Source organism: Streptomyces sp. NPDC030995 (genome assembly GCF_055571215.1).
Map to the genome: position 1 here is coordinate 214886 of NZ_JBVIFS010000001.1, position 23542 is coordinate 238427.

25 protein-coding genes and 1 pseudogene are annotated in these 23542 nt (G+C 71.1%); 13 read left to right on the forward strand and 13 right to left on the reverse strand.

What is annotated here, in order from left to right; genetic code table 11:
* Positions 1-95: 95 nt before the first annotated feature.
* The 7 genes from ACZ45T_RS01055 (at position 96) to ACZ45T_RS01085 (ending at position 8609) form a co-directional block, all read left to right on the forward strand.
* A complete protein-coding gene (locus ACZ45T_RS01055; RefSeq protein ID WP_468436984.1) occupies positions 96-1340 on the forward strand; it encodes an amidohydrolase in 1245 nt (414 codons plus the stop codon).
* A gap of 229 nt (positions 1341-1569) precedes the next feature.
* Entirely contained in the window at positions 1570-2631 is a 1062-nt protein-coding gene (locus tag ACZ45T_RS01060; RefSeq protein ID WP_468436081.1) for a BMP family lipoprotein, read from the forward strand.
* A gap of 266 nt (positions 2632-2897) precedes the next feature.
* Positions 2898-4475 (forward strand): ABC transporter ATP-binding protein, encoded by a 1578-nt coding sequence (locus ACZ45T_RS01065; RefSeq protein WP_468436083.1) that lies wholly within the window; start codon positions 2898-2900, stop codon positions 4473-4475.
* Positions 4472-5587, forward strand: a complete 1116-nt coding sequence (locus tag ACZ45T_RS01070; protein ID WP_468436085.1) for an ABC transporter permease — start codon at positions 4472-4474, stop codon at positions 5585-5587. Before ACZ45T_RS01065 ends, ACZ45T_RS01070 begins: the two co-directional genes overlap by 4 nt.
* Complete coding sequence (locus ACZ45T_RS01075; RefSeq protein ID WP_468436087.1) at positions 5584-6849, forward strand: ABC transporter permease; 1266 nt, start codon at positions 5584-5586, stop codon at positions 6847-6849. Before ACZ45T_RS01070 ends, ACZ45T_RS01075 begins: the two co-directional genes overlap by 4 nt.
* A complete protein-coding gene (locus ACZ45T_RS01080; RefSeq protein WP_468436089.1) occupies positions 6846-7244 on the forward strand; it encodes a cytidine deaminase in 399 nt (132 codons plus the stop codon). Before ACZ45T_RS01075 ends, ACZ45T_RS01080 begins: the two co-directional genes overlap by 4 nt.
* 87 nt (positions 7245-7331) lie before the next feature.
* Positions 7332-8609, forward strand: a complete 1278-nt coding sequence (locus ACZ45T_RS01085; RefSeq protein ID WP_453374223.1) for a thymidine phosphorylase — start codon at positions 7332-7334, stop codon at positions 8607-8609.
* A 57-nt stretch (positions 8610-8666) separates the two neighbouring features.
* Here ACZ45T_RS01085 and ACZ45T_RS01090 read toward each other — a convergent pair whose 3' ends face one another.
* The gene (locus tag ACZ45T_RS01090) at positions 8667-9233 is read right to left on the reverse strand and encodes a ferredoxin (RefSeq protein WP_468436092.1); all 567 of its coding nucleotides are present in this window, start codon (positions 9231-9233) and stop codon (positions 8667-8669) included.
* Between the two features lie 55 nt (positions 9234-9288).
* On the opposite strand from ACZ45T_RS01090, the gene ACZ45T_RS01095 reads away from it, so the two are divergent.
* Positions 9289-9630 (forward strand): STAS domain-containing protein, encoded by a 342-nt coding sequence (locus ACZ45T_RS01095; RefSeq protein ID WP_468436094.1) that lies wholly within the window; start codon positions 9289-9291, stop codon positions 9628-9630.
* On the opposite strand, the gene ACZ45T_RS01100 is transcribed toward ACZ45T_RS01095, so the two are convergent.
* From ACZ45T_RS01100 to ACZ45T_RS01110, 3 genes and pseudogenes are all read right to left on the reverse strand, one after another.
* Positions 9526-10521, reverse strand: coding sequence for a sigma-70 family RNA polymerase sigma factor (locus tag ACZ45T_RS01100; RefSeq protein WP_468436096.1), 996 nt, complete (start codon positions 10519-10521; stop codon positions 9526-9528). The genes ACZ45T_RS01095 and ACZ45T_RS01100 overlap by 105 nt on opposite strands.
* Positions 10522-10623: 102 nt before the next feature.
* Positions 10624-10998, reverse strand: coding sequence for a hypothetical protein (locus ACZ45T_RS01105; RefSeq protein ID WP_468437034.1), 375 nt, complete (start codon positions 10996-10998; stop codon positions 10624-10626).
* Between the two features lie 119 nt (positions 10999-11117).
* A pseudogene (locus tag ACZ45T_RS01110) lies at positions 11118-11282 on the reverse strand (RRXRR domain-containing protein); the annotation flags it as partial.
* Between the two features lie 531 nt (positions 11283-11813).
* Between ACZ45T_RS01110 and ACZ45T_RS01115 the strand changes: the two are divergent.
* The gene (locus tag ACZ45T_RS01115; protein ID WP_468436098.1) at positions 11814-13070 is read left to right on the forward strand and encodes an MFS transporter; all 1257 of its coding nucleotides are present in this window, start codon (positions 11814-11816) and stop codon (positions 13068-13070) included.
* On the opposite strand, the gene ACZ45T_RS01120 is transcribed toward ACZ45T_RS01115, so the two are convergent.
* The gene (locus ACZ45T_RS01120; RefSeq protein ID WP_468436986.1) at positions 13067-13699 is read right to left on the reverse strand and encodes a L,D-transpeptidase family protein; all 633 of its coding nucleotides are present in this window, start codon (positions 13697-13699) and stop codon (positions 13067-13069) included. The genes ACZ45T_RS01115 and ACZ45T_RS01120 overlap by 4 nt on opposite strands.
* A gap of 187 nt (positions 13700-13886) precedes the next feature.
* Positions 13887-15194, reverse strand: a complete 1308-nt coding sequence (locus ACZ45T_RS01125) for an MFS transporter (protein WP_468436100.1) — start codon at positions 15192-15194, stop codon at positions 13887-13889.
* A gap of 98 nt (positions 15195-15292) precedes the next feature.
* On the opposite strand from ACZ45T_RS01125, the gene ACZ45T_RS01130 reads away from it, so the two are divergent.
* The gene (locus ACZ45T_RS01130; protein ID WP_468436988.1) at positions 15293-16243 is read left to right on the forward strand and encodes a LysR family transcriptional regulator; all 951 of its coding nucleotides are present in this window, start codon (positions 15293-15295) and stop codon (positions 16241-16243) included.
* 44 nt (positions 16244-16287) lie between these two features.
* Here ACZ45T_RS01130 and ACZ45T_RS01135 read toward each other — a convergent pair whose 3' ends face one another.
* The 3 genes from ACZ45T_RS01135 to ACZ45T_RS01145 form a co-directional block, all read right to left on the reverse strand.
* A complete protein-coding gene (locus ACZ45T_RS01135; protein WP_468436102.1) occupies positions 16288-17334 on the reverse strand; it encodes a helix-turn-helix transcriptional regulator in 1047 nt (348 codons plus the stop codon).
* A gap of 215 nt (positions 17335-17549) precedes the next feature.
* Positions 17550-17918 (reverse strand): cupin domain-containing protein, encoded by a 369-nt coding sequence (locus ACZ45T_RS01140; protein WP_468436104.1) that lies wholly within the window; start codon positions 17916-17918, stop codon positions 17550-17552.
* A gap of 65 nt (positions 17919-17983) precedes the next feature.
* On the reverse strand, positions 17984-18706 hold the full coding sequence (locus tag ACZ45T_RS01145) for an alpha/beta hydrolase (protein ID WP_468436106.1): 723 nt from the start codon (positions 18704-18706) through the stop codon (positions 17984-17986).
* Between the two features lie 113 nt (positions 18707-18819).
* Between ACZ45T_RS01145 and ACZ45T_RS01150 the strand changes: the two genes are divergently transcribed.
* The 3 genes from ACZ45T_RS01150 to ACZ45T_RS01160 all read left to right on the forward strand — a co-directional run bounded on the left by ACZ45T_RS01150 (position 18820) and on the right by ACZ45T_RS01160 (position 21272).
* Complete coding sequence (locus ACZ45T_RS01150) at positions 18820-19968, forward strand: adenosine deaminase (protein ID WP_468436108.1); 1149 nt, start codon at positions 18820-18822, stop codon at positions 19966-19968.
* 139 nt (positions 19969-20107) lie between these two features.
* Positions 20108-20368, forward strand: coding sequence for a hypothetical protein (locus ACZ45T_RS01155; RefSeq protein ID WP_468436111.1), 261 nt, complete (start codon positions 20108-20110; stop codon positions 20366-20368).
* Between the two features lie 139 nt (positions 20369-20507).
* Positions 20508-21272 (forward strand): hypothetical protein, encoded by a 765-nt coding sequence (locus tag ACZ45T_RS01160; protein ID WP_468436113.1) that lies wholly within the window; start codon positions 20508-20510, stop codon positions 21270-21272.
* A gap of 32 nt (positions 21273-21304) precedes the next feature.
* On the opposite strand, the gene ACZ45T_RS01165 is transcribed toward ACZ45T_RS01160, so the two are convergent.
* From ACZ45T_RS01165 to ACZ45T_RS01180, 4 genes are all read right to left on the reverse strand, one after another.
* Complete coding sequence (locus ACZ45T_RS01165; protein WP_468436115.1) at positions 21305-21505, reverse strand: PspC domain-containing protein; 201 nt, start codon at positions 21503-21505, stop codon at positions 21305-21307.
* Positions 21506-21558: 53 nt separating this feature from the next.
* Positions 21559-22137, reverse strand: coding sequence for a VanZ family protein (locus tag ACZ45T_RS01170; RefSeq protein WP_468436117.1), 579 nt, complete (start codon positions 22135-22137; stop codon positions 21559-21561).
* A gap of 86 nt (positions 22138-22223) precedes the next feature.
* On the reverse strand, positions 22224-22850 hold the full coding sequence (locus ACZ45T_RS01175; RefSeq protein ID WP_468436119.1) for a PH domain-containing protein: 627 nt from the start codon (positions 22848-22850) through the stop codon (positions 22224-22226).
* A gap of 25 nt (positions 22851-22875) precedes the next feature.
* Positions 22876-23526 (reverse strand): class F sortase, encoded by a 651-nt coding sequence (locus ACZ45T_RS01180; RefSeq protein ID WP_468436121.1) that lies wholly within the window; start codon positions 23524-23526, stop codon positions 22876-22878.
* Positions 23527-23542: the final 16 nt, after the last annotated feature.

Consider the following 23542-nt stretch of genomic DNA (forward strand, 5'->3'; position numbering starts at 1 on the left):
AGGCCGGGTTTCTTTCCCCTAACGGCATGAACTTTTCGTGATCCCCGGCCAGTTGACCCATTCGTGCGCCTACCCTTCAACGGGTGAACCAGTTGATGTCCCGCGAGTCCCAGACCGCCCAGCCCGCCGCGTCCGACCGGCCCGAGCTGCCCGGCAAACTTCCGGACCACCTGCGTACCGAACTGATCGCCTTCCGCCGGGACTTGCACATGCACCCGGAGCTCGGACACCAGGAATTCCGCACCACGGCGGCGATCAAGGCCCGGTTGGAGAAAGCCGGCCTGCGACCACGGGTGCTGAAGTCCGGCACGGGCCTGATCTGTGACGTCGGGTCATGGGACGGGATCCGTCCCATGCTGGCTCTGCGCGCGGACATCGACGCCCTGCCCATCCCGGATGCCAAGACGCACGTCTCGTACCGATCGACCTTCCCCGACCGCGCCCACGCCTGCGGCCACGACGTGCACACGACCGTCGTCCTCGGCGCGGGCCTCGTGCTCGCCGAACTCGACCGCCAGGGGCTGCTGCCCCGCCCCGTACGACTGCTCTTCCAGCCCGCCGAGGAGGTGCTCCCGGGCGGGGCCACCGACGCCATCGAGTCCGAGGTCCTGGACGGGGTGGGCAGGATCATCGCCGTGCACTGCGACCCCCGGGTCGACGCCGGACGGATCGGCCTGCGGCCCGGTCCCATCACCTCCGCCTGCGACCGGCTGGAGGTCAGCCTCTCCGGCGCCGGCGGACACACCGCCCGGCCGCACCTGACCACCGACCTGGTGACGGCCGCCGCCCGGGTGGCCATCGACGCACCGGCCCTGCTGGCCCGCCGGATGGACGCCCGCTCGGGCATGTCCGTGACCTGGGGCCGGATCGAGGCCGGGCACGCCTGCAACGTCATTCCGATGCACGCCGAGCTGTCCGGAACCGTTCGGTGCCTGGACCTGGCCGCCTGGCACGAGGCGCCGGACATGATCCACGCCGCGATCGACGAGATCGCGACCATGCACGGGGCCAAATTCGAGATCAACCACGTGCGGGGGGTGCCGCCGGTGGTCAACGACCCGGTGAGCACGGAACTGCTGCGCGAGGCGATGACGGCCCGCTGCGGCGCCGACTCGGTCGAGGACACCGAGCAGAGCCTGGGCGGGGAGGACTTCTCCTGGTACCTGGAGCACGTCCCGGGCGCCATGGCCCGCTTGGGCGTCCGCGCACCCGGGGACACCGCCAAGCGTGACCTGCACCGCGGCGACTTCGACGTGGACGAGTCCGCGATCGCCGTCGGCGTGGAGTTCTTCACGGCCGCGGCGCTGCTGGACGGGCGGCGCGCCGGGCCCGCCAGGTAAAGGCCGGGGCAAACTCCGTACAACATGTGCGGGTCTCCCGGCAGACGTGTCCAGCCCTTGGTACACAAGGGCTGGGCGCGTGAGGAGTTACCAATCGGTCACTGTCTGGTTCACGACGATCCGATAACGACTCATGAACGGGCCTTTAACTGACATCTACGCGCGTTACGATCGCCGCGAAACCAGCGCCGGTCGTGGCGCTTCGGTCAGGTTTTGAAGGAGCCTCCCCTTGCGCCGGATCACCAGGATCGCCACCGTGGGCATCGCGTCCGCGGCGCTGGCCCTCTCGGCCACCGCCTGTGGCGGTAAGAAGTCCTCGGACACCACGTCCTCCGACGGCACCAAGGCCGCCGCCAGCGCCGCCATCGCGTACGACATCGGTGGCCGCGGCGACCAGTCGTTCAACGACGCCGCCTACGCGGGCCTGAAGAAGGCCGAAACCGATCTGAAGATCAAGGGCGCCGAGGCGGAGCCCACCGACGGTGAGGGCGAGGCCGACAAGGTCCAGCGCCTGACCGAGCTCGCCCGCAAGGGCAACAACCCGGTCATCGGTGTCGGTTTCTCCTACGCCCCGGCCATCAAGAAGGTCGCGCCGAAGTTCCCGAACACCACGTTCGGCATCATCGACGACACCTCGGTGACCGGTCCGAACATCGCCAACCTCGTCTTCAACGAGGAGCAGGGCTCCTACCTGGCCGGCGTCGCCGCCGCCAAGGTGTCCAAGACCGGCACGGTCGGCTTCATCGGCGGTGTCGAGGTTCCGCTGATCAAGAAGTTCGAGGCCGGCTTCACGCAGGGCGTCAAGGACACCAACCCGAACGCCAAGGTGCTCTCCGCCTACCTGACCCAGCCGCCGAACTTCGACGGTTTCTCCAAGCCCGACCTCGGTAAGGCCGCCGCGCAGGGTCAGCTCGACGCGGGTGGCGCCGACGTGGTCTACGCCGCCGCCGGTCTCGCCGGCTCGGGTGCCATCGAGGCCGCCTCCGCCAAGGGCAAGTGGGCCATCGGTGTCGACTCCGACCAGTACAACCAGGCCGGTCTGGCGAAGTACAAGGACGCCATCCTGACCTCGGTCACCAAGGACGTCGCGGACGCCGTGTTCAACCTGATCAAGTCGGTCGAGGACGGCAAGCCGACCACCGGTGAGATCCGCTACGGCCTGGACAAGGACGGCGTCGGCCTGGCCGACTCCAACCCGAAGTACAAGGAGATGACCGACGTCATCGCCGCGGTGGAGAAGGCCAAGGCCGACATCATCGCCAAGAAGATCACCGTCAAGACCGCGCCGTAAGGCCGTCTCTGACATGTAGTCCTGGTCTCCGGGGTCCGGGAAGCGGTCTCGATCGCTCCCGGGCCCCGAGCCACGTTTCGTGACCAAGTGGCCTGTGTGGCCGCAAGTTTTCACTTCCGACAGAGCTACGCGCGTAGAAGCATCGTGGACGCGATACCGTCCAGCTCCCGCCACCCGCCCGGTCGATCTCTGCCCTGTCCCCCTGCCTTCCGCTCCTTCCGCGCCAAGGAGAGTGCGTCATCAACGCGTCCAGCCCGCCCCCCGCCGTGGAACTGCACGGCATCACCAAGCGCTTCCCCGGCGTCGTCGCCAACAAGGACATCGCGATCCGCGTCCGCAAGGGCACGGTCCATGCCTTGATCGGCGAGAACGGCGCCGGCAAGTCGACCCTGATGAAGATCCTCTACGGCATGCAGAAGCCGGACGAGGGCACCATCGCCATCGACGGGGAGCAGGTCTCCTTCACCAGCCCCGGCGACGCCATCGCCCGCGGCATCGGCATGGTGCACCAGCACTTCATGCTGGCCGACAACCTCACCGTCCTGGAGAACGTGGTTCTCGGCGGCGAGAAGCTCTACGGCATCGGCGCCAAGGCCCGTAAGAAGATCAAGGAGATCTCGGACGCGTACGGCCTCGGCGTGCGCCCCGACGCCCTGGTCGAGGACCTCGGTGTCGCCGACCGGCAGCGCGTGGAGATCCTCAAGGTCCTCTACCGCGGCGCGAAGATCCTCATCCTCGACGAGCCGACCGCCGTGCTCGTGCCGCAGGAAGTGGACGCGCTCTTCGACAACCTGCGCGAGCTCAAGGCCGAGGGCCTGACCGTCATCTTCATCTCGCACAAGCTGGGCGAGGTCCTGAAGGTCGCCGACGACATCACCGTCATCCGGCGCGGCACCACGGTCGGCACCGCGGACCCGAAGACCGCCACCACCAAGCAGCTCGCCGAGCTGATGGTCGGCTCCGAGCTGCCGTCGCCCGAGACCCGCGAGTCCACGGTGACCACCACCCCGATGCTCCAGGTCGACGGCCTGCGGCTGGCCGCGACCGACCCCGACGGTGTCGTCCGCGAGGTACTGGCCGGCATCGACTTCACCATCCACAAGGGTGAGGTGCTCGGCATCGCGGGCGTCGAGGGCAACGGCCAGACGGAGCTCATCGAGGCCCTCATGGGCATGAGCATCCCGGACGGCGGAACGATCACGCTGGACGGCAGTGACATCTCCACCGCCGCGACGCGCAAGCGCCGCGTGGCCGGCATCGGGTACATCCCCGAGGACCGCCACCGCCACGGCCTGCTGCTGGAGTCCTCCCTGTGGGAGAACCGGATCCTCGGCCACGTCACCGAGGCGCCCAACTCCAAGCGCGGCATTCTCGACCCGAAGGCCGCCCGCAAGGACACCGAGCGGATCGTGCGCGAGTACGACGTCCGCACGCCCGGCATCGAGGTCACCGCGGCCTCGCTCTCCGGCGGCAACCAGCAGAAGCTGATCGTCGGCCGCGAGATGAGCCACAACCCGAAGTTCCTGATCGCCGCCCACCCCACCCGCGGTGTGGACGTCGGTGCGCAGGCGCAGATCTGGGACGCGATCCGCGAGGCCCGCCGCGAGGGCCTGGCCGTCCTGCTCATCTCCGCGGACCTGGACGAGCTGATCGGCCTGTCCGACACCCTGCGGGTGATCTACCGCGGCCGCCTGGTCGCGGACGCCGACCCGGCGACCGTCACCCCGGAGGAGCTCGGCACCGCGATGACGGGCGCCGCCTCCGGGCACCTGGAAGCAACCGACAACCACTCCGCCGCAGGTACCGAGGCCGGTACCGACGCACCGGAGGACGAGGCCCGATGAAGAAATTCGACAAGGACCGGCTGATCCTCGGCTTCGCCGGGCCCGTGCTCGCGCTGGTCACCGCCTTCGCGCTGACCATGATCGTGCTGGGGGCGACGGGCATCGACCCGATCGAGCCGCTGCGCCTCATGGTGGAGAACGCCAGTTACGAGGACGTCCAGGTCCTCATCGTGAACCAGGCGGGCACCTACTACCTGGCAGCCCTGGCCGTGGCCATCGGCTTCCGGATGAACCTCTTCAACATCGGCGTCGACGGCCAGTACCGCCTCGCCGCGATGATCTCCGCGCTGGTCGGCACCGCCGTCACGCTGCCCGGGCCGCTGCACATCCTCGTGATCGTGCTCGTCGCCATGCTGACCGGTGCCTTCTGGTCCGGCATCGCGGGTGTGCTCAAGGCCAAGCGCGGGGTGAGCGAGGTCGTCTCGACGATCATGCTCAACGCCATCGCGACCAGCCTCATCGCCTGGCTGATCCTGCCGAAGAACCTCGGCGTCCAGCCCGAGGGCTCGAACGACCTGACCACGGGCGAGATCGCCGAGTCCGGCTGGTTCCCCGCCCTCACGATCGGTGACGGCCTGGAGATCTACGGCTTCACCTTCGTGGCGTTCGCCCTCGGCATCGTCTACTGGTTCACGCTCAACCGCACCCGCTTCGGCTTCGACCTGCGCGCCACCGGCGCCAGCGAGTCCGCCGCCCAGGCCTCCGGTGTGGACGCCAAGAAGATGATCATCACCTCGATGCTGATCTCGGGCGCGGTCGCCGGTCTCTCCGGCATGCCGCAGTTGCTGGGCGAGACCCACACGTACAACCTGGGCTTCCCCGTGGGCGTCGGCTTCACCGGCATCACCATCGCGCTGCTCGGCCGCAACAGCCCGATCGGCATCCTCTTCGCCGCGTTCCTGATGGCCTTCATCGACAAGGCCTCGGCCTCGCTCGACCAGGCCGGGTACGCGAAGGAGATCGGCACGATCATGAAGGGCCTGATCGTGATCGCGGTCGTCGTCTCGTACGAGCTCGTCCGCCGTTACGGCATCCGCCGCCAGCAGCAGAAGGTCGGCGAGGAACTGGCCGCAGGCCACGCCATCAAGACCGAGAAGGAGGTCGCGGCGTGAGCACCAGCACCGTTTCCGCGACGGCCGCCGCCCCGAAGAAGTCCGGCGGCCGCAAGAAGCTCACCCTGCCCTGGATCATGCTGATCGTCGCGGGTGGCCTCGCGCTGGTCTCGCTGGTCCGCCTGATCAGCGGTGCCAACGACCTGACCTCGGTCGGCCAGGTCTCCGGCGCCCTCTCGCTGGCCGTGCCGATCGGCCTCGCCGGCCTCGGCGGCCTGTGGGCCGAGCGCGCCGGTGTCGTCAACATCGGCCTCGAAGGCATGATGATCCTCGGCACCTGGTTCGGTGCCTGGGCCGGCTACCAGTGGGGCCCGTGGACGGGCGTCGCGCTCGGCATCCTCGGCGGTGCCATCGGCGGCCTGCTGCACGCGATCATCACGGTCACCTTCAACGTGAACCACATCGTCTCCGGCGTGGCCATCAACATCCTGGCGCTGGGCTTCACCCAGTACCTGTCGAACTTCACGTTCGCCGACGCGCCGGGCGGCTCCTCCAAGCAGTCCCCGCAGGTCGAGCCGATCACCAAGATCACGGTGCCGGGCCTCTCGGACTGGATGTCCGACCTCCAGGGCAAGCACTGGTTCTTCATCTCGGACCTCGCCGGCGTCATCGGCGGCCTGGTCACCGAGATCTCGCTGCTGACGATCCTCGCGCTGCTGCTGATCCCCGCCACCTGGTGGGTCCTGTGGCGCACCACCTTCGGCCTGCGGCTCCGCTCCTGCGGTGAGAACCCGGTCGCCGCGGAGTCGCTGGGTGTCAACGTCTACAAGTACAAGTACATCGCCGTGATCGTCTCGGGCGGCCTGGCCGGCCTCGGCGGCGTGTTCCTGTCCATCGTCGCCAGCCCCATCTACCAGGAGGGGCAGACCGGCGGTCGCGGCTACATCGGCCTCGCCGCGATGATCTTCGGCAACTGGATGCCGGGCGGCATGGCCATGGGCGCGGGCCTGTTCGGCTTCATCGACAGCCTCAAGCTGCGCGGTGGCGCCGAGAACGTCCACGCGATGCTGCTGCTGATCGCGATCCTGCTGGTGCTGGTCTGCGCCTGGCAGCTCTACAAGAAGAAGTACGTCCAGGCCGGCGTCTCGGCGGTCTTCGCCGCGCTGCTGTTCCTCTGGTACGCGGCGACGGACTCGGTGCCGAGCCAGTTCGTGGACGCGGCCCCGTACCTGACGACGCTGCTGGTGCTCGCCCTGTCGGCGCAGCGGCTGCGGATGCCCAAGGCGGACGGCCTGCCGTACCGCAAGGGCCAGGGCAAGTGACGGCGGCGCCCACGGTCGACTGGGAGGCCCTGCGCGAGGCCGCCCGGGACGCCATGTCCCGGGCCTACGCCCCGTACTCGGGCTTCCCGGTCGGTGTCGCCGCGCTCGTCGACGACGGCAGGACGGTCGTCGGCTGCAACGTCGAGAACGCGAGCTACGGGCTCGGCCTGTGTGCCGAGTGCGGCCTGGTCTCCTCCCTCCAGGCCACGGGCGGTGGCCGCCTGACGCACTTCACCTGCGTCGACGGCCGGGGTGAGATCCTCGTCCCGTGCGGCCGCTGCCGACAGCTGCTCTTCGAATTCGGTGGACCGGAACTGCTGGTGGAGACCCCGAAGGGGGTCCTCCCGCTGGCGGAGATGCTGCCGCAGGCCTTCGGGCCCGACCACCTGAGATAGCCGTGCCGACGGCCCTCCGCCTCCTGGGCGGAGGGCCGTCGTACTTCCGCAAACCCCTCTCTCTATGCGCGTAGAAGGAAGCACCACATGGACGTCATCTCCGTCATCCGGACCAAGCGGGACCGCGGTGAGCTGAGCCCCGAGCAGATCGACTGGGTCATCGACGCGTACACCCGCGGTGTCGTGGCCGACGAGCAGATGTCGGCGCTGGCGATGGCCATCCTGCTGAACGGCATGAACCGCACCGAGATCGCCCGCTGGACCGCGGCGATGATCGCCTCCGGCGAGCGCATGAACTTCGACTCGCTCTCCCGCCCGACCGCCGACAAGCACTCCACGGGCGGCGTCGGCGACAAGATCACCCTCCCGCTGGCCCCGCTCGTCGCCGCGTGCGGCGCGGCCGTGCCGCAGCTGTCGGGCCGCGGGCTCGGCCACACCGGTGGCACCCTCGACAAGCTGGAGTCCATCCCCGGCTGGCGCGCGCTGCTCTCCAACGAGGAGATGATGCACGTCCTGGACACCACCGGCGCGGTCATCTGCGCCGCGGGCGACGGTCTGGCCCCGGCGGACAAGAAGCTCTACGCCCTGCGCGACGTCACCGGCACGGTCGAGGCCATCCCGCTCATCGCCTCCTCGATCATGTCCAAGAAGATCGCCGAAGGCACGGGCTCGCTCGTCCTGGACGTGAAGGTCGGCACCGGCGCCTTCATGAAGAACATCGAGGACGCGCGGGAACTGGCGCGGACCATGGTGGGCCTGGGCACCGACTCGGGCGTCAAGACCGTCGCGCTCCTGACGGACATGTCCACGCCGCTCGGCCTGACCGCCGGAAACGCGCTGGAGGTCCGCGAGTCGGTGGAGGTCCTGGCGGGCGGCGGCCCGGCGGACGTGGTCGAGCTGACCATCGCGCTCGCCCAGGAGATGCTGGAGGCGGCGGGCATCAAGGACGCCGACCCGGCGAAGGCCCTGGCCGACGGCTCCGCGATGGACCACTGGCGCCGGATGATCGCGGCGCAGGGCGGCGACCCGGACGCGGCCCTCCCGGTGGCCCGCGAGCAGCACGTGGTCACGGCCCCGGCCTCGGGCGTCCTGACCCGCCTGGACGCGTACGGCGTCGGCGTCGGCGCGTGGCGCCTGGGCGCCGGCCGCGCCCGCAAGGAGGACCCGGTGCAGGCGGGCGCCGGCATCGAGCTGCACGCGAAGCCGGGCGACACCGTCACGGCGGGCCAGCCGCTGATGACCCTGCACACGGACACCCCGGAGAAGTTCGAGTACGCCCTGGCGGCGCTGGAGGGCGGCTACGACATCGCTCCGGCGGGCACGGCCTTCTCCGCCACGCCGATCGTGCTGGACCGCATCGCCTGATCCCGGGCCCTGGTCTCGTCGGCGCGGCTCCCCGTCCGGAGCCGCGCCGGCGTCTTTTCACAGGCCGGGGAGTGTCTCGCGCGGGAAGGGCTCGCGGCGCTGCTCCAGCCAGAACAAGTAGCCGCGCAGGTACGCCTCCAGGCCGTCGTCGATGTGGGCGACGAAGTCCCGGTGGCCCTGCGCGGCTTCGTGGTAGTGCGCGAAGTACCGCGGATCCTCGTCGTAACCGGCCCACTCGACCGCGGCGGCCACGGCCCACTCGCGCACCCGGCCGCGGTCCCGCCACCAGTCGCGGACGGCCTCGGGGGTCCAGTGCTCGTCGCCGTCGAAGGCGTAGCCGGAGTACAGCTCCAGCTCGGCCGCCGCTACGAGGCGCCGGGTCTCGGCCGCGTTCACCGGCTGCCGGAACACGAACTCGTGCTCACCGTCGTAGGCCACGTGGTGCGGGGCCTCGCACCGCCCCATCTCCATGCAGTCGGTGTCCGCGCCGTAGAACGGGCCGGGGACGTTGCGCCAGTTCCGCTCCGCCCACTTCCCCGTGAACGTCGGGAACCGACTTGACGCATCGGACGGCGTGAGCGCGTGCGCGGTGGGCATCGGGTCCCAGTAGGCGGGGTGATCCATCAGGCCATTGTGCTTGCCCCCGATGAGTTTCGGCAGGCAGGGGAGTCACCCCCTCGTGACGATCAGACGACTTGTCCTGCCCGGACCCAGCCCGACCGGACACGACGCCGCGCGGCTGTGCGCGCGGCTGGCCCGGCTGTACGAGGACGGGGCGACCGCCGTGGTGTGCGACGCGGGCGCCGTCACCGAGCCCGGGCTCGGCGCCGTCGAGGCGCTCGCCCGGCTGCGGCTGACCGCCCGAGGTCGCGGCGGGGGCTTCACCGTCACCGGGGTCGGCCCCGCCTACCGCGGGCTACTGGACCTCCTGGGCCTCGTCGAGCTGCTCGGGGAGACCGAAGAGCGGGAACCACCGGGCGGTGTCCAGGAAGGCGTTGAGCCCGGTGATCTTGCCGTCTGAGATCTCCAGGACCTGGAGCGCCCACGGGGTGTGGCCCTTCCCGTCGGCGGCCGGCCGGTACTGGCCGAAGGCCGGCATGCCGTTCGCCGTCGTCGGGACCAGCCGCGAGCCCTTGCAGCCGATGCCCTGGTTCAGGTGCCAGGCCGCTATGTCCTCGTGGCCCCGGAGCCACAGGTCGAACGGCGGCATCGACAGCACCGCGTCCTCGTGCAGGAGCGTGGTGAGCCGTGAGATGTCATAGGCCTCGAAGGCGGCCAGGTACTGCTCCAGCAGCTTCGCCTGGTCCGCGTCCAGCGGGTCGGCGGGGTCGCTCTCGCGCAGCCCGTGCCCGGCCAGCGTGGCCCGGGCCCGCTGGAGCGCGCTGTTCACCGACGCCACCGTGGTGTCCAGCAGTCGCGCGACCTCGTCCGCCTTCCAGGCCAGCACCTCGCGCAGGATCAGCACCGCCCGCTGCTTGGCCGGCAGGTGCTGGAGCGCCGCGACGAAGGCCAGCCGGACGGACTCCTTGGCGAGGGCCATCTCGGCGGGGTCGGCGGTCTGCGGCAGCACCCGGCCGTCCGGGACCGGCTCCAGCCAGGTCACCTCGGGCCGCTCGTTGAGCACGGCGGAGGCCTGGTGCTGCGGGGCGGTCAGGTCCATCGGGCGGGCCCGCTTGTTCCCGGCGTTCAGCAGGTCCAGGCAGACGTTGGTGGCGATCCGGTACAGCCACGACCGCAGCGAGGAGCGGCCCTCGAACTTCTCGTGGCTGCGCCAGGCGCGGATGTACGTGTCCTGCACCGCGTCCTCGGCGTCGAAGGAGGAGCCGAGCATCCGATAGCAGTAGCCGGTGAGTTCGACGCGGTAGCGGTCCATCGCCGCGTCGAGGTCCGTGCTGGTGGCGAGGTCGCTCATCGGGCTTCTTTCGTGGATGCCCCTGCTTTGGCTGGGGGAGGAAACGAATCCTTGGGGCGGAGGCGCGGAGCGCCGGAGGTCTCTTCGCTCCTCCTGTGGAGGTCAGATGGCAACAGTGGGGCCTTCGGGTCGGGCGGTGTAGGCGTAGCCGTCGGCTCGTTGGAGGAGGTGGAAGTGTTTGTGCCCGATGCCTTGGATGAGTCCGTGCACATTTTTGATGTTGAAACTGCCGGTGGCGCGGACGGCGATACGGCCGGTGTGCGTGCCGGTCTTCTTGCCGGTGGGGACGACGGCGCGGGCGAGGTCTCCGGTCTGGTAGCCGAAGAACGTCTTCTGCCTGGGCAGACGCAGACGGGGGAAGCCGTACTTGTCGGTGCGGGTGCGGGTATAGGTGCCACGCCCGGTTGCGGCGACGGCGAGGATGCGGGCTGGGGTACGGGAGACGGCGTCGAGGTGGCCGACGCACAGGGCGTCCAACGTGTGGGTTTTGGGAGTACCGGTCCGCTGCCGGTTCCATTTGGTGCGGCATCGATCTGTGACTCGCCGGCGGTGCGGTCTTTCAGCCGGATCACGAACGGGGTGTGCCGGGCCACGACGGCTCTGCCCTGATGGAGGAGCTTGCGGGCCCTCGCGGGGCTGGTGGGTTGGAGCGGTGTGCCGTGTTTGTCCAGGACGAACACGACGGGGTGGCCTTCATGGGCCTTCTCCCCAACCTCACGGTTGGGGGTGACGCGCCCGGCGCCAGGTGAAGCGTCGGGCATCTCCCCTCGCACATGTACCGCGCCGGGTGCCTTACGGCCTTCGAGTCCCGTTTCGTCCCCGATCCGGGGGGTGTCTGCTGACTCGAATTCCAGAGCCAACTGCTGAGGAAGCACAGGTGGGTGGGTCTTCTGCCCTACGCGATACGTAGCCAACTTCGTTCACCTCCACATACGGATCGTTGGCTGGTGCTGGTAACGGCGGCCCTCAGCCGGTAGGGCTGAAAGCCCCCTCTTTCGGGAGGGGGATCCCGTTACGTCCGTTCATCTCCCTGGCGGTTTCCCGTACTTCGGAAACTACCGGAGGGGTCTGACAGCCGCAGCCGGACGGGGCTGTCTATCGACATCAAGTATCTTGACGTCAAGATTGATGTGGGGCAGGCTTCCGCAATGTATCTCGACATCGAGATACATGGACGGCGGATGCGGAGGCCAGGGATGCGGCGCGGCGGGGAGATCAGGAAGGCACGGCGGGGGGAAACCGGCCTGATCGCGCAGCTGCGCAGGCCGCCGGGGGGCCGTGACGCACGGATCATGCTGCTCGCCCAGCTGCTGGACCGCGCGGGCACGGGCGTATGGGCCGCATCCTCCGTCCTGTACTTCACCTTCATCGTCGGACTCGACGCCGGGCAGCTCGGCCTGCTGCTCGGCGCGGCCGGAGTGGCGGGCATCGCCGGATCACCGCTGGCGGGCCACCTCGCCGACCGCTTCCCGGTGCGCGCCCTGCTGATCGGCTGCCACCTGCTCCGCCTGGGGACCCTCTGCGCGCTGCTGGTGGTCACCGAATTCGACCTGCTGCTGCCCGTGTTCGCCCTCACCCACCTGGGAGACCGGGCGGCCAAGACCCTGGAGATGCTCTTCGCCACCAGGGTCGCGGGCGAGCAGCGCGCCACCTACCAGGCGCTGTCGCGCAGTTCGGCGAACGCCGGATACGCCCTCGGCGCGGGCCTCGCCGCGATCGGCCTCGCCATCGGGACCCGGGGCGCCTACCACGCCCTGATCCTGGCCAACGCGCTCTCCTTCCTCGCGGCCGCGGTCCTGGTGTGGCGCACCCGGGAGCCGCGCGGCCACGGGCTCGTGGCCGCACCGACCGGCGACGAGGAACCGGGCCCGGCGGCCGGGGAAGGCGGGGCGGGCCGGGCGGCGGTCCCGCCCGGGCCGAGTCCCTGGCGGGACCGCGGCTACCTCCGGTTCGTCCTGCTGGACATCCCGATGAACCTGGACGACTCGATCCTCGGGGTCGGCCTGCCGCTGTGGCTGGTGAGCCACACCACGGCGCCGCACGCCCTGATCCCGGCCTTCCTGGTCATCAACACCGTGCTCGTCGTCGCCCTGCAACTGCGCGTGTCGGCCAAGGTCCAAGGCCCCCGCCAGGCCACGGGAGCGGTCGCCCTGTACGGGCTGACCACACTCGCGTGCTGCGTCCTCCTGGCCACCGCCGCCGGGGGAGGGGTCTGGGCCGCCTCGGCGGCCCTGCTCGCCGCGGCGGTGTTGGCCACCGCGGCCGAGCTGATGCGGTCGGTCAGCTCCTGGGAACTGGCGGTCTCCCTCGCGCCCCGCGAGGCGCGCGCCTCGTACCTCGGCGTGGCCGGCATGGCCCAGTCCGTCCAGAAGTCCGCCGGCCCGCTGCTGCTCACCGGCGCGGTGATGACCGCCGGCCCGGCGGGCTGGCTGGCCCTCGGGGCGGCGGTGGCAGGGCTGTCCCTCGTACAACGCCGGGCGAGCCTACGGAGGTTGGACGGCCTGCGCACGGCGCCCGCAGCCGAGACCGCCGTGCGGACCGCGCACTAGGTGCCGGGCTTGCGGCCGTACACGTAGACGTCCTCGCCCTTGCCCAGCATGGTCCAGTACGCCTTGGCGTCGGCGGGCCGCATGTTCACGCAGCCGCCCGAACCGGGCGGGTTCCACATGCTCTTGGTGGTCGAGTGGAAGGCGATGCCGCCGTCGAAGAACTGCGAGTACGGCATCGAGACGTCGTAGATCGTCGACCAGTGGTTGATGCTGCGGTAGTAGATCTTCTTCAGGCCGGTCCGGGTCTCCGTGCCGTCCTTGCCGGTGCGGACCGGGACCGGGCCGTACCTCAGGGTGGCGCCGTCCTGGATCCAGCTGAGCTGCCTCGTCAGGTCGACGCAGGCGATCCGCCCGCGGTTCGTCGGGCAGTTGCCCGCCTTGTTCGGGGTGCTGCCGGCCGCCCGCTGGGCCAGCATCGTGCTCATCGTCTGCCAGGTCAGCGGCCCGGCGTACCCCTGGGTCGGGGTGATCCCGTGGCTCGCCTGGAACGCCCTGACGGCCGCGCAGTCGGCCGCCGACTGCCTGCCGTCCACGGGCCGCCCCAGGAACTGCTCGACCTGCCGCTGGTACGGGCCGGTGGTGAGGTTGCAGGAGGCGGCCTGCGCCGACCCGCCCGCCGCGACCACCATCGGCAGCGCCAGCGCCGCCGCCCCGCCCCACACCACGGCCCGCCGCTTCCCGCGCACGCGCGTCGCCCACGCCCGCGCCCTCGTCCGCGTCCCCATCCGGTCCTCCCCTGCTCCGACAGCGTTCGTCCTCCGTGTTGAATGCCCGGAAAACAAGCGGGGGTTGCTCAGGCGGTGAGCGTAGATTTCGTCAGCGCGCGACCATCGCCGAGGCCGGCATCCGCCGCTGCGCGAGCTGTGCCCGCTCCGTCCGCGCCGCGTGCGACCCGTACAGGGTGATCGACACGACCCCGAGGACCGCCAGCAGCGCGATGCCGACCGTGGCCGCCCACCCGGCCCCGTGGTAGGCGAGCGCGCCCAGGGTGCCGCCGGCGCTGGAGCCGAGGTAGTACGCCGACTGGTAGAGCGCCGAAGCCTGCGCCCGGCCCGTCTTCGCCGTCCGGCTCACCGCGGCGGAGGCCACCGCGTGCCCGGCGAAGAAGCCCGCCGTGATCAGGACCAGCCCGGCCAGGACCGCCGCCAGGGACTCGGCCAGCGACAGCAGCAGCCCCAGCGCGGTGGTGGTCACGGCCAGGTACAGCGCGCCGCGCCGCCCCGTGCGGGCCACCAGCCGGCCGGCGGCCGCGGAGGAGACCGTGCCGACCAGGTAGATCAGGAAGATCGACCCGACCACGCCCTGCCCGAGCGAGAACGGCTCGTCGACGAGGCGGTAGCCGATGACGGTGTACACCGCCCCGAAGACCGTCATGAACAGCGCGCCGATCCCGTACAGCCGCAGCAGCAGCGGATCACGCAGGTGGCCGGAGACGGTACGGCCCACCGCGCGCGGGTTCAGCGACGCGGGCCGGAAGAACCGCGCCCGGGGCAGCAGCACCAGGAAGGCCACCGCGCAGGCCAGCGACATCAGCGCGACGGCTCCCAGCCCGGCCCGCCAGCCCCCGAACTGCGCGGCCCAGCCGGTGACGATGCGACCGCTCATGCCGCCGATGGAGTTCCCCGCCACGAACAGGCCGATCGCGGCCACCAGGGCCTTCGGCTTGACCTCCTCCGCCAGGTACGCCATCGCGGAGGCCGGAATCCCGGCGATCGCCGCGCCCTGGACGGCGCGCAGCGCGATCAGCCACTCCAGGTTCGGGGCGAGGGGGATCAGCAGGCCGACGCCCACGGCCACCACCATCGACCAGGTCATCATCCGGGTGCGCCCGAACCGCTCGGACAGGGCACTGAGCGGCAGGACGAACAGGGCGAGCGCGCCGGTGGCCGCGGACACCGTCCAGCTGGCCTGACCCGCCGTCACCCCGAAGCCGTCGGAGATCGCGGGCAGCAGCGCCTGGGTGGAGTAGAGGAGTGCGAAGGTGGCGAGTCCGGCGGCGAAGAGCGCGAGGCTCATCCGGCGGTAGCCGGGGCGGCCGGGTTCCCGGCCCTCGGTCGAGGAGTCCAGGGACGGCAAGGTGGAGGCACCCGCGGTGACGGGTGCCCCGGTATGAGCGGGAGGCATACGAAAACCCTAGGTCCGCCTTTTTGATGCGTCCAATGCACGGATTCGCGATAATCGATCCACTCACGCATCAGCACAGCTCAGGGCGGCGCATGTCGATGAACCGTTACGAAGAAGACTTGTCCGTGACACGTCTGCTGGCCCCGCGCCTCGCGTACTTCGCGGCCGTCGCCCGGCACGAGCACGTCACCCGCGCCGCCCACGAACTGGGCGTCCCCCAGTCCACCCTGTCGCGGGCCATGGTCCGCCTCGAACAGGACCTGGGCGTCACGCTGTTCGCCCGCAAGGGCCGCACCGTCGCCCTCACCACGGCGGGCCGTACCTTCCTGGCCTCCGCCGAACAGGCCCTCGACGGGATCGCCCGCGCCGCCGAATCCGTCCAGCTGGATGCCGACCCGGCCTTCGGCAAGGTCGCCTTCGGCTTCCTGCACACCCTCGGGTCCGAGACCGTGCCCGGCCTCATCCGCGCCTTCCGTGCCGACCACCCGCGCGTGCGCTTCTCGCTGGTCCAGAACTACGGCGAGGCCATGCTGGAGAAGCTCCGGGCCGGCGAACTCGACCTCTGCCTCACCTCACCGCTCCCCGACGCCCCCGACCTCGTCGCCCGCCGCCTCGACGAACAGCGCCTGCGCCTGGTCGTCCCCGACGACCACCGGCTCGCCGGGCGCAAGCGCATCCGTCTCGCCGAGGCCGCGGAGGAAACCTTCGTCACCCTGGAAGCCGGCTACGGCCTGCGCCGCATCACCGACGACCTGTGCGCGGAGGCCGGGTTCACCCCCCGCGTCGCCTTCGAGGGCGAGGAGGCCGAAACCCTGCGCGGCCTGGTCGCCGCCGGTCTCGGCGTGGCCCTCCTGCCACCCCCGGCCGTGGCCCGCCCCGGGGTGGTCGAACTGACGGTCACCGCCCCGCGCGCCGCCCGCGAGATCGGCGTCGCCTGGCTCGACGGCCACCCCGACACCCCACCGGTGGCGGAGTTCAAACGCTTCCTGCTGTCCCGCAGAGGGCGCCTGCTTCCCGAACTGGAGGCGCCGAGCCGCGACGGGGACTAACCGGGCTGCGCCCGGACCCGGGGCTCTGCCCCGGACCCCGCGCCTCAATCGCCGGCGGGGCTGGATTCGTCCGGCGCAGCCGGCCCGGTAGGCGGCGGCCCCAGCAAGTACCCCGCCTGGAAGCGGGACTTCGCCCCGACCGCCCGCATGATCTCGGCGATGTGCCGCTGACACGTCCGCTCCGACATGCCCAGCCGCCGCGCGATCACCTTGTCCTCCAGCCCCTCCGACAGCAGCCGGACGATCGTCTGCCGCAGCTCGTCCGAGAGCGACCGCGCCGCCTCCGGGCTCACCGACGTCGGGAAGGGATCCGCCCCCAGCCAGGACCGCTCGAAGGCCGACGTCATGAAGTGCACGACGTTCGGCTCGCGCACCACCAGCGCCGCCCCGCTGCGTTCCGGCACCGCCATCACCCCCGTGTGGCCGTCGAAGACCAGCATCCGCATCAGCCCGTCGCCGAGCGTCCGTACCTGCGCGCCCAGCGCGGTCACCCGCTCGACGTACGCCGCCGTGGGCCGCGAGTAGCGCGCCGTGTGCTGGTAGATCGTCCGCATCCGGACCCCGCGCGTCAGCAGCGACTCGTCCCGCCCGATCGACTCCTCCAGCGTCTCCAGCGGCCGGCCCCCGCCGGGCTGCGAGGTCAGCATCTCCTGCTCGCACGCCGCGACCAGCTCCGCGATCAGCCCCCGTACCGCGCCGAGGTCCGTGACCAGTTCCAGCCGCCCCGACCCGCTCAGGTCCCGGTGCGCGGTCCCCGCCTCGTACGCGGGCACCAGCGACTCCAGCCGCCCGCGCAGCCGGTCCATCTCGTCGTGGGTCTCCCGTACGAGCAGGGCCAGCGGGGCCAGTGCCCGGGCCGCCGCCGCGCGGGGCGCGACGGCGCTCCACCGTTCCGGGCCGCCGCCGGGCGAGCGCTGGAGCAGGTGCGCGCCGGTCAGCTCGGTGATCGCGGCGGCCGCGCGCACGCCCAGGGCCTCGGTGGCCTCGGCCGTGTCGAAGGCGTGCCGCTCGACGGCGTACGCGTAGAGGCGCCGGGCCGCGGGGCTCAGTTCCCCGGCCGCCCCGGCGTGATCGACTTCCTCGGCTGGCATATGCCTATTCGTCCCTATCTGTGACTGTTTGTAAACCCCTCGTGTTCCCGCAAGGCGGCAAGACGACGCCTCATCTGGCGCTGTCGACATATACCGAACAGGCACAGTGGCTGCACGGGGGTGGATCTGGTGGTCGCGCCCGATCCACCGGTGCCTTCCGACCGAGCGGGGGCGGAGCGGCGGGTACGGACGGGATCCGGCGCGACCACCGAGCCTCAGCCGGCGGGCTTCGCGTAGTTGGCGAAGCCGGTCCAGTCCACCACCACGCAGGGCTCGTCGCCCAGCACCCAGGCGTTGTGCCCGGGGGGCACCCGCATGTAGTCGCCGGGGCCGAATTCGGCGCTCTCCCCGTCGTCCATGACGACCTTCATGCGGCCGCTCACCAGGTATCCGGTGTGATCGGCCTGGCAGCTGTCCGTCCCGGCCAGCGGCTTGACGTGCTCCGACCACTTCCAGCCGGGCTCGAAGACGGAGCGCCCCACGCCCGGGCCGCCCGTCTCCAGCAGGTCCAGCCTGCCCTTGCCATCGGCGAACGGCCGCGTCTCGTCGGCCTGGTCGAAGCTCCTGGACACCAGTCCGGCCATGATGCATCGCCTCCCGGAGTGAAGCCCCGAGTTCTCGTACTCACTCTACGCGCGGGGCCCGTGACTCACCCCCGCAGGGACCTCCCGAACCCCGAGGCCAGCGGCATCCGCAGGCCCAGCGGCGGGGGCGCGGCCAGGGCGTCCGTCACCGGCCGCGAGTACCGGCCCGAGAACACCGCCCCCAGGACGAAGTCGACGGACAGCGCCACCACTTCCGCCTGGTGCTCGCGCAGCCCGTGCCCGTCCGAATGCACCTCGAACCGGCAGGTCGAACGATTCGCCTTCTTCGCCCGCGCCGCCAGCCGGAAGGAGGATTCCGGGTCGCTGCGCGCGTCGTTGGTGCCGTGCACGATCAACACCTGCCGCCCCGAAAGCTGTTTCACCGGTTCAGGGGAGTCCGTCGCGGCCGCCTCCCCCAGGCAAGGGGCCAGTGCCAGAATCGAGTTGACGGCGTCGTGTCCCGCCGCCCGCAGCGCGGCCAGGCCCCCCGCGTCGTAGCCGGCCAGGCACACCGGTACGTCTCCGTACCGCCGCACCACCTCGTCCGCCGCCCACCCCGCCTGCTCCTCCCGGGGGGAGTCCCCGCCGTGGATGACGGTGTGCGTGACCAGCCCTTCCGTCCCGCCTGCCCGGGCCAGTGCCCGCGCGAGCGGGCGTACCGGACCGGGGGACAATCTGGACGTCCCGGGAAGCAGGAGCACCACACCACTGACCGTCGATACCGAGCCGTTCGCGCCGGCCGCCCGCCCCAGGCGGGCCCCGCGCGCCGGCGGCGCATGCTGTGCCATGGCGGAACAGTCTCAGACCCGGAGGTGTACGCCACCGGTCCGTGCGGTCTCTGTTACATATCGGCGCACGCGGCCGTCACCTCCTCTACGCGCGTAGGAGTTAGAGTGCGCAGATGACGAGCGAGACCCCCAACCTGCCCACCCCGGATCAGATCCGCCGCTCCCCGAAGGTGCTCCTGCACGACCACCTCGACGGTGGCCTGCGCCCCGGGACCATCATCGAGCTGGCCCACAAGGTCGGCTACGAGAACCTTCCCGAGACCGAGGCCGACAAGCTCGGCATCTGGTTCCGGGAAGCCGCCGACTCCGGCTCCCTCCCGCGCTACCTGGAGACGTTCGCGCACACCTGCGCCGTCATGCAGACGAAGGAGGCCCTCTTCCGGGTGGCCTCCGAGTGCGCCCAGGACCTGGCCGAGGACGGCGTCGTGTACGCCGAGATCCGCTACGCGCCCGAGCAGCACCTCGAAGCCGGCCTGACCCTCGAAGAGGTCGTCGAGGCGGTCAACGAGGGCTTCCGTGAGGGCGAGCGCCGCGCGCGGACCAACGGCAACCGCATCCGCGTCGGCGCGCTGCTGACCGCGATGCGCCACGCCGCCCGCGCCCTGGAGATCGCGGAGCTGGCCAACCGCTACCGCGACAACGGCGTGGTCGGCTTCGACATCGCCGGCGCCGAGGCCGGGTTCCCTCCCACCCGCCACCTCGACGCCTTCGAGTACCTCAAGCGCGAGAACAACCACTTCACCATCCACGCGGGCGAGGCCTTCGGGCTGCCGTCGATCTGGCAGGCCCTGCAGTGGTGCGGCGCCGACCGCCTCGGTCACGGCGTGAAGATCATCGATGACATCGAGGTCGCCGCCGACGGTTCCGTGAAGCTGGGCCGCCTGGCCTCGTACGTCCGGGACAAGCGCATCCCCCTGGAGATGTGCCCGACGTCGAACCTGCAGACGGCCGCTGCCGCCTCGTACGCCGAGCACCCGATCGGTCTGCTGCGAAAGCTGCACTTCAGGCTCACGGTCAACACCGACAACCGCCTGATGAGCGGCACCAGCATGAGCCGCGAGTTCGAGCACCTGGTGGACACCTTCGGCTACACGCTGGACGACATGCAGTGGTTCACCGTCAATGCCATGAAGTCCGCGTTCATTCCTTTCGATGAACGGCTGGCCATGATCAATGAGGTCATCAAGCCCGGGTACGCGGAGCTGAAGTCGGAGTGGCTGTTCCAGCAGACCGCTTCCACCAGCGGTTCTGTCGCGGTGTAGGCCAAGGCATGACGTACTGAAAGCGCCCGGGTGAGGCAATTCCCGGGCGCTTTCTCGTATTTAAGGATGTTTGCGGGCGGGGGTTTGACGTGACTAGTTTGCGGAGCCGCCCAATTCCTCGTCGCAAGGACACGTTTTCATGAAGCAGTCAGCTGCCAAGACCCTCGGTGTCGCCGTTCTCGGTGCCGCCTTCGCCGCCGTCGCCGCCGGCACCGCCTCGGCCGCAGTCCCCGCCGTCGGCATCACCGACGCGCTGGGCACGGCCACCGGTGCCCTCCAGGGCGTCACCAGCCAGCAGCAGGTGAGCGCGGACGGCCAGGAGTCGAGCGACCCGGCCGCCGCCCTCGCTCCGGTGACCGGCCTGGTCGGCGGTCTGCCGCTCAGCGGCCTCGGAGGCTGATCCGTACGCGACCTCGTACGGGAAATCGTACGCGTGCACACGTGGCGCACACCCCTTCGAACGGGTGGGCGCCACGTCGTGCCGTGTGCCACGATCACGACCAACTGCCGGTACAGCACTGGGGTATGAGGTTTCGGTCATGCGCATGAAGGCACGAGCGACGATGGTCGCGCTGGTCCCCGCCCTGCTGTTCGCGGCCGTGGGGTGCAGCAGTACGGACACCCCCGCGAGCGGCAAGGCACCGGACCCCAAGGGCTCCGCGGGCCAGGCCTCCGGCGTGCCCGGCGCCCCGGCGGCGTCCGGATCACCCGGGGTGGCCACGCCGAAGACCGGCGGCAGCAGGCTGGAGCGGTCCGCGCTGGAACAGGGCGACCTGCCGGGCTACCAGGTCTCCGCACAGGGCAAGAACCCCAATGCCCCGGACGGCCAGCCGCAGGCCGACAAGAAGGCCTGCCAGCCGCTGGCCGACATCATGGGCGACAAGCCGGACCCGGCCGCGCGCGAGACCGTCAACCGCGGCGTCGGCTCCCAGAAGCAGGTCGGGCTCGCCGTCTCCGCCTCCGTCAGCTCCTACGCCGAGAGCGACGCCAAGGCGCTCATCGCCCGGCTCAAGGCCGCCGTCGCCGCCTGCGGTACGGGCTTCTCCGCCTCGGTCGAGAAGCAGACCGGCAGCTACCGCGAGGTGCGGGCCGCCGACTACCGCACGACCGGCGACGAGAGCGTCAGCTGGACCACGACCGCGGCCGCCGAGGGCGTCTCCGCGCAGGTCCACCTGGTCGTCGTGCGCGAGGGCGACACCGTCGTGCGGCTGATGGCCCTCAACGTGGCGGCGGCCGGGCAGAAGGCCCACGTGCCGCAGGAGGTCACCGACAAGCAACTGGAAAAGGTCCAGAAGGCCCGCTGACCGGTGGGGCGGCCGCCGTCGGCGGCCGCCGATCACCAGGCGGTGGAGGCGGACTTCTCGTTCGGCAGCAGCACCCACAGCGCGATGTAGATCAGGAACTGCGGGCCGGGCAGCAGGCACGAGACGACGAAAATGGCGCGCATCGTGTTCGCGGAGATTCCGAAGCGCTTGGCCAGTCCGGCGCACACTCCACCGATCCAGCGGCCGTCACGGGGGCGGACAATGGCGCTCATGAGGTTCTCCTTCGTCGGGATCGCTTTTCAGACCGGCACGGCCTTGCGATGTCTCAATACTCCCGCTGGACCGCCGACAGAACGTCGGTCCACGGGCCGAGCCCGACCCTGGAAATCCTCGGGGTAGTCCCCTGATAAACCGCGTGTGAACGCCGCAGCCGGGCCCGCAGAGCCGGTACGACGGCCGCGTGCGCGAGCAGGACGCCGAGGGTGTTCAGCAGCACCGAGTCCACGTCCACGACCTGTCCCGGGACGGCGGTCTGGAGCATCGCGATGCTCAGCGAGACCAGGGCGCCCGCGGCGGCGGTCCGGGCCAGCGAGGACCACGCGGACAGCGTCGACAGCGCGAGCCGCCCGCTGACCATAGGCAGCAGCACCCCGAGCGGGGCCAGCAGCGCCAGCCCCTCGCCGATGCGCCGGGTGGCCTCCAGCGGCCCCTGGGCGAGGTCCGCCCGGATCCCCTCCAGGGGGGTCAGATTGGCCGCCGCGGCCCAGGGCACGTCGAGCGGCCGCAGGGTCAGCCAGCCGACGACCAGGAGGTGGGCGACCAGCATGGCCCCGGCCATGAGTCGGATACGGAGGTGGATGGCGGTGGCGGTGGCGGCGCTTCCGCCGGCCTCATTGCGCTGCACACCTGCGAGGACGCACCACCCGGTAGCCCCGGTTCCGCCCGTGCGGGGGGTGTGGCGGGGCGCACTCGACGCGGAAAGGGTCCAGGTCAGCGGGTGGCGAGGAGGACGATCAGAAGCAGCGCGCCGGCCAGGGCGGGCGCGATGATCTCGTACGACCAGCTCACCCGGACGCTGCCCTGGGCGCCGGCCCGGGAGGCGCTGCGCTCGGCCAGCTCTTGGAGCTGGTCCACGATCCGGTCCGCGCTGGCCCGCTGCGGTTCGGCCGGGGCGACGCGCCGCTCGCCCGGGACGCTCGGGCCCCGGTTCGCCTTCAGCCGCTGCCGGTTCGCCTTCTTGCGCTCCCGCAGCGAGACGGGCACCGACCAGAGCTGGTACTTCGACCCCTCGGCCAGCACCTCCGCCGAGTAGCCGGCGCGGACCGCGTCCACGGCCGCCCAGGGCAGCTCGATGATCCGGAAGGGGTTCCGTACGCGCATGCGGTCGTCATTGGCGAAGACGGCGGGGCGGATCGTGAAGGCCACGATCAGCGGTACGGCGAGCAGCGCCGAGGCCAGCGCGATCCACGGGGTGTCCCCGGAGCCCCGCACCACGGCGTCACCGCAGAGCCAGGCGGTCAGCGCGAGCAGCAGTACCCCCGAGACGACGCCCATGGAGGAGCGGTAGACGCGGTCGTCGTAGACCGGCTCATCGGTCGGCTGCTGCTGGCTGCTCATGGGGTCGATTCTGCCCCACGCCGTCTCAGCCCACGAGATCGGCGTACAAGATGATGTTGTCGGGCCGGTGGCCGTCCTTGATCTCGCCGCCGCACGTGATGACGCGCAGCTCCGGGTGGGCGGTGTCCCCGTACACCTTGGCGGTGGGGAAGTCCTTCTTGCCCACCTGCTCCAGCTCGCGGACGCGGAACACGGCCGTGGTGCCGTCCGCGCGGGAGACCGTGATCTCCTCGCCGGTGCGCACGCGCGAGACGTCCTTGAGGACGGCCGGGCCGCGGGCGGTGTCGAAGTGGCCGATCAGTACGGCGGGACCGGTCTCGCCGGGGGTGACGCCCTTGGTGTACCAGCCGATCTTGTCCCCGTCGGCGACGGAGGGCACCTCGACGGTGCCGTCGGGGGCCAGCCCCAGCCGGAGCACCGGGGAGGCGTCCACCCCGGCCGCGGGGATCCGTACGCGTACGGGCGCGGCGGCGGGCAGCGGGGCGGCCGGCGCGGGGGCGGCGGGCGCGGTGGTGGACGTGACGGCGGGCGGGGCCGCGGCCGGGGCCGGGGCGGCCGGGGCCGGGGCGGCCGCGGCCGGGTCCGCGGGCGGGGTGGGGGCGGCGGCCGCGCCGCAACCGGTCAGGGCGGCCGAGAGCAGGACGGCGGCGAGCAGGGGGCGTACGCGGTGGGCCATGGGGGTGCTCCGGGAA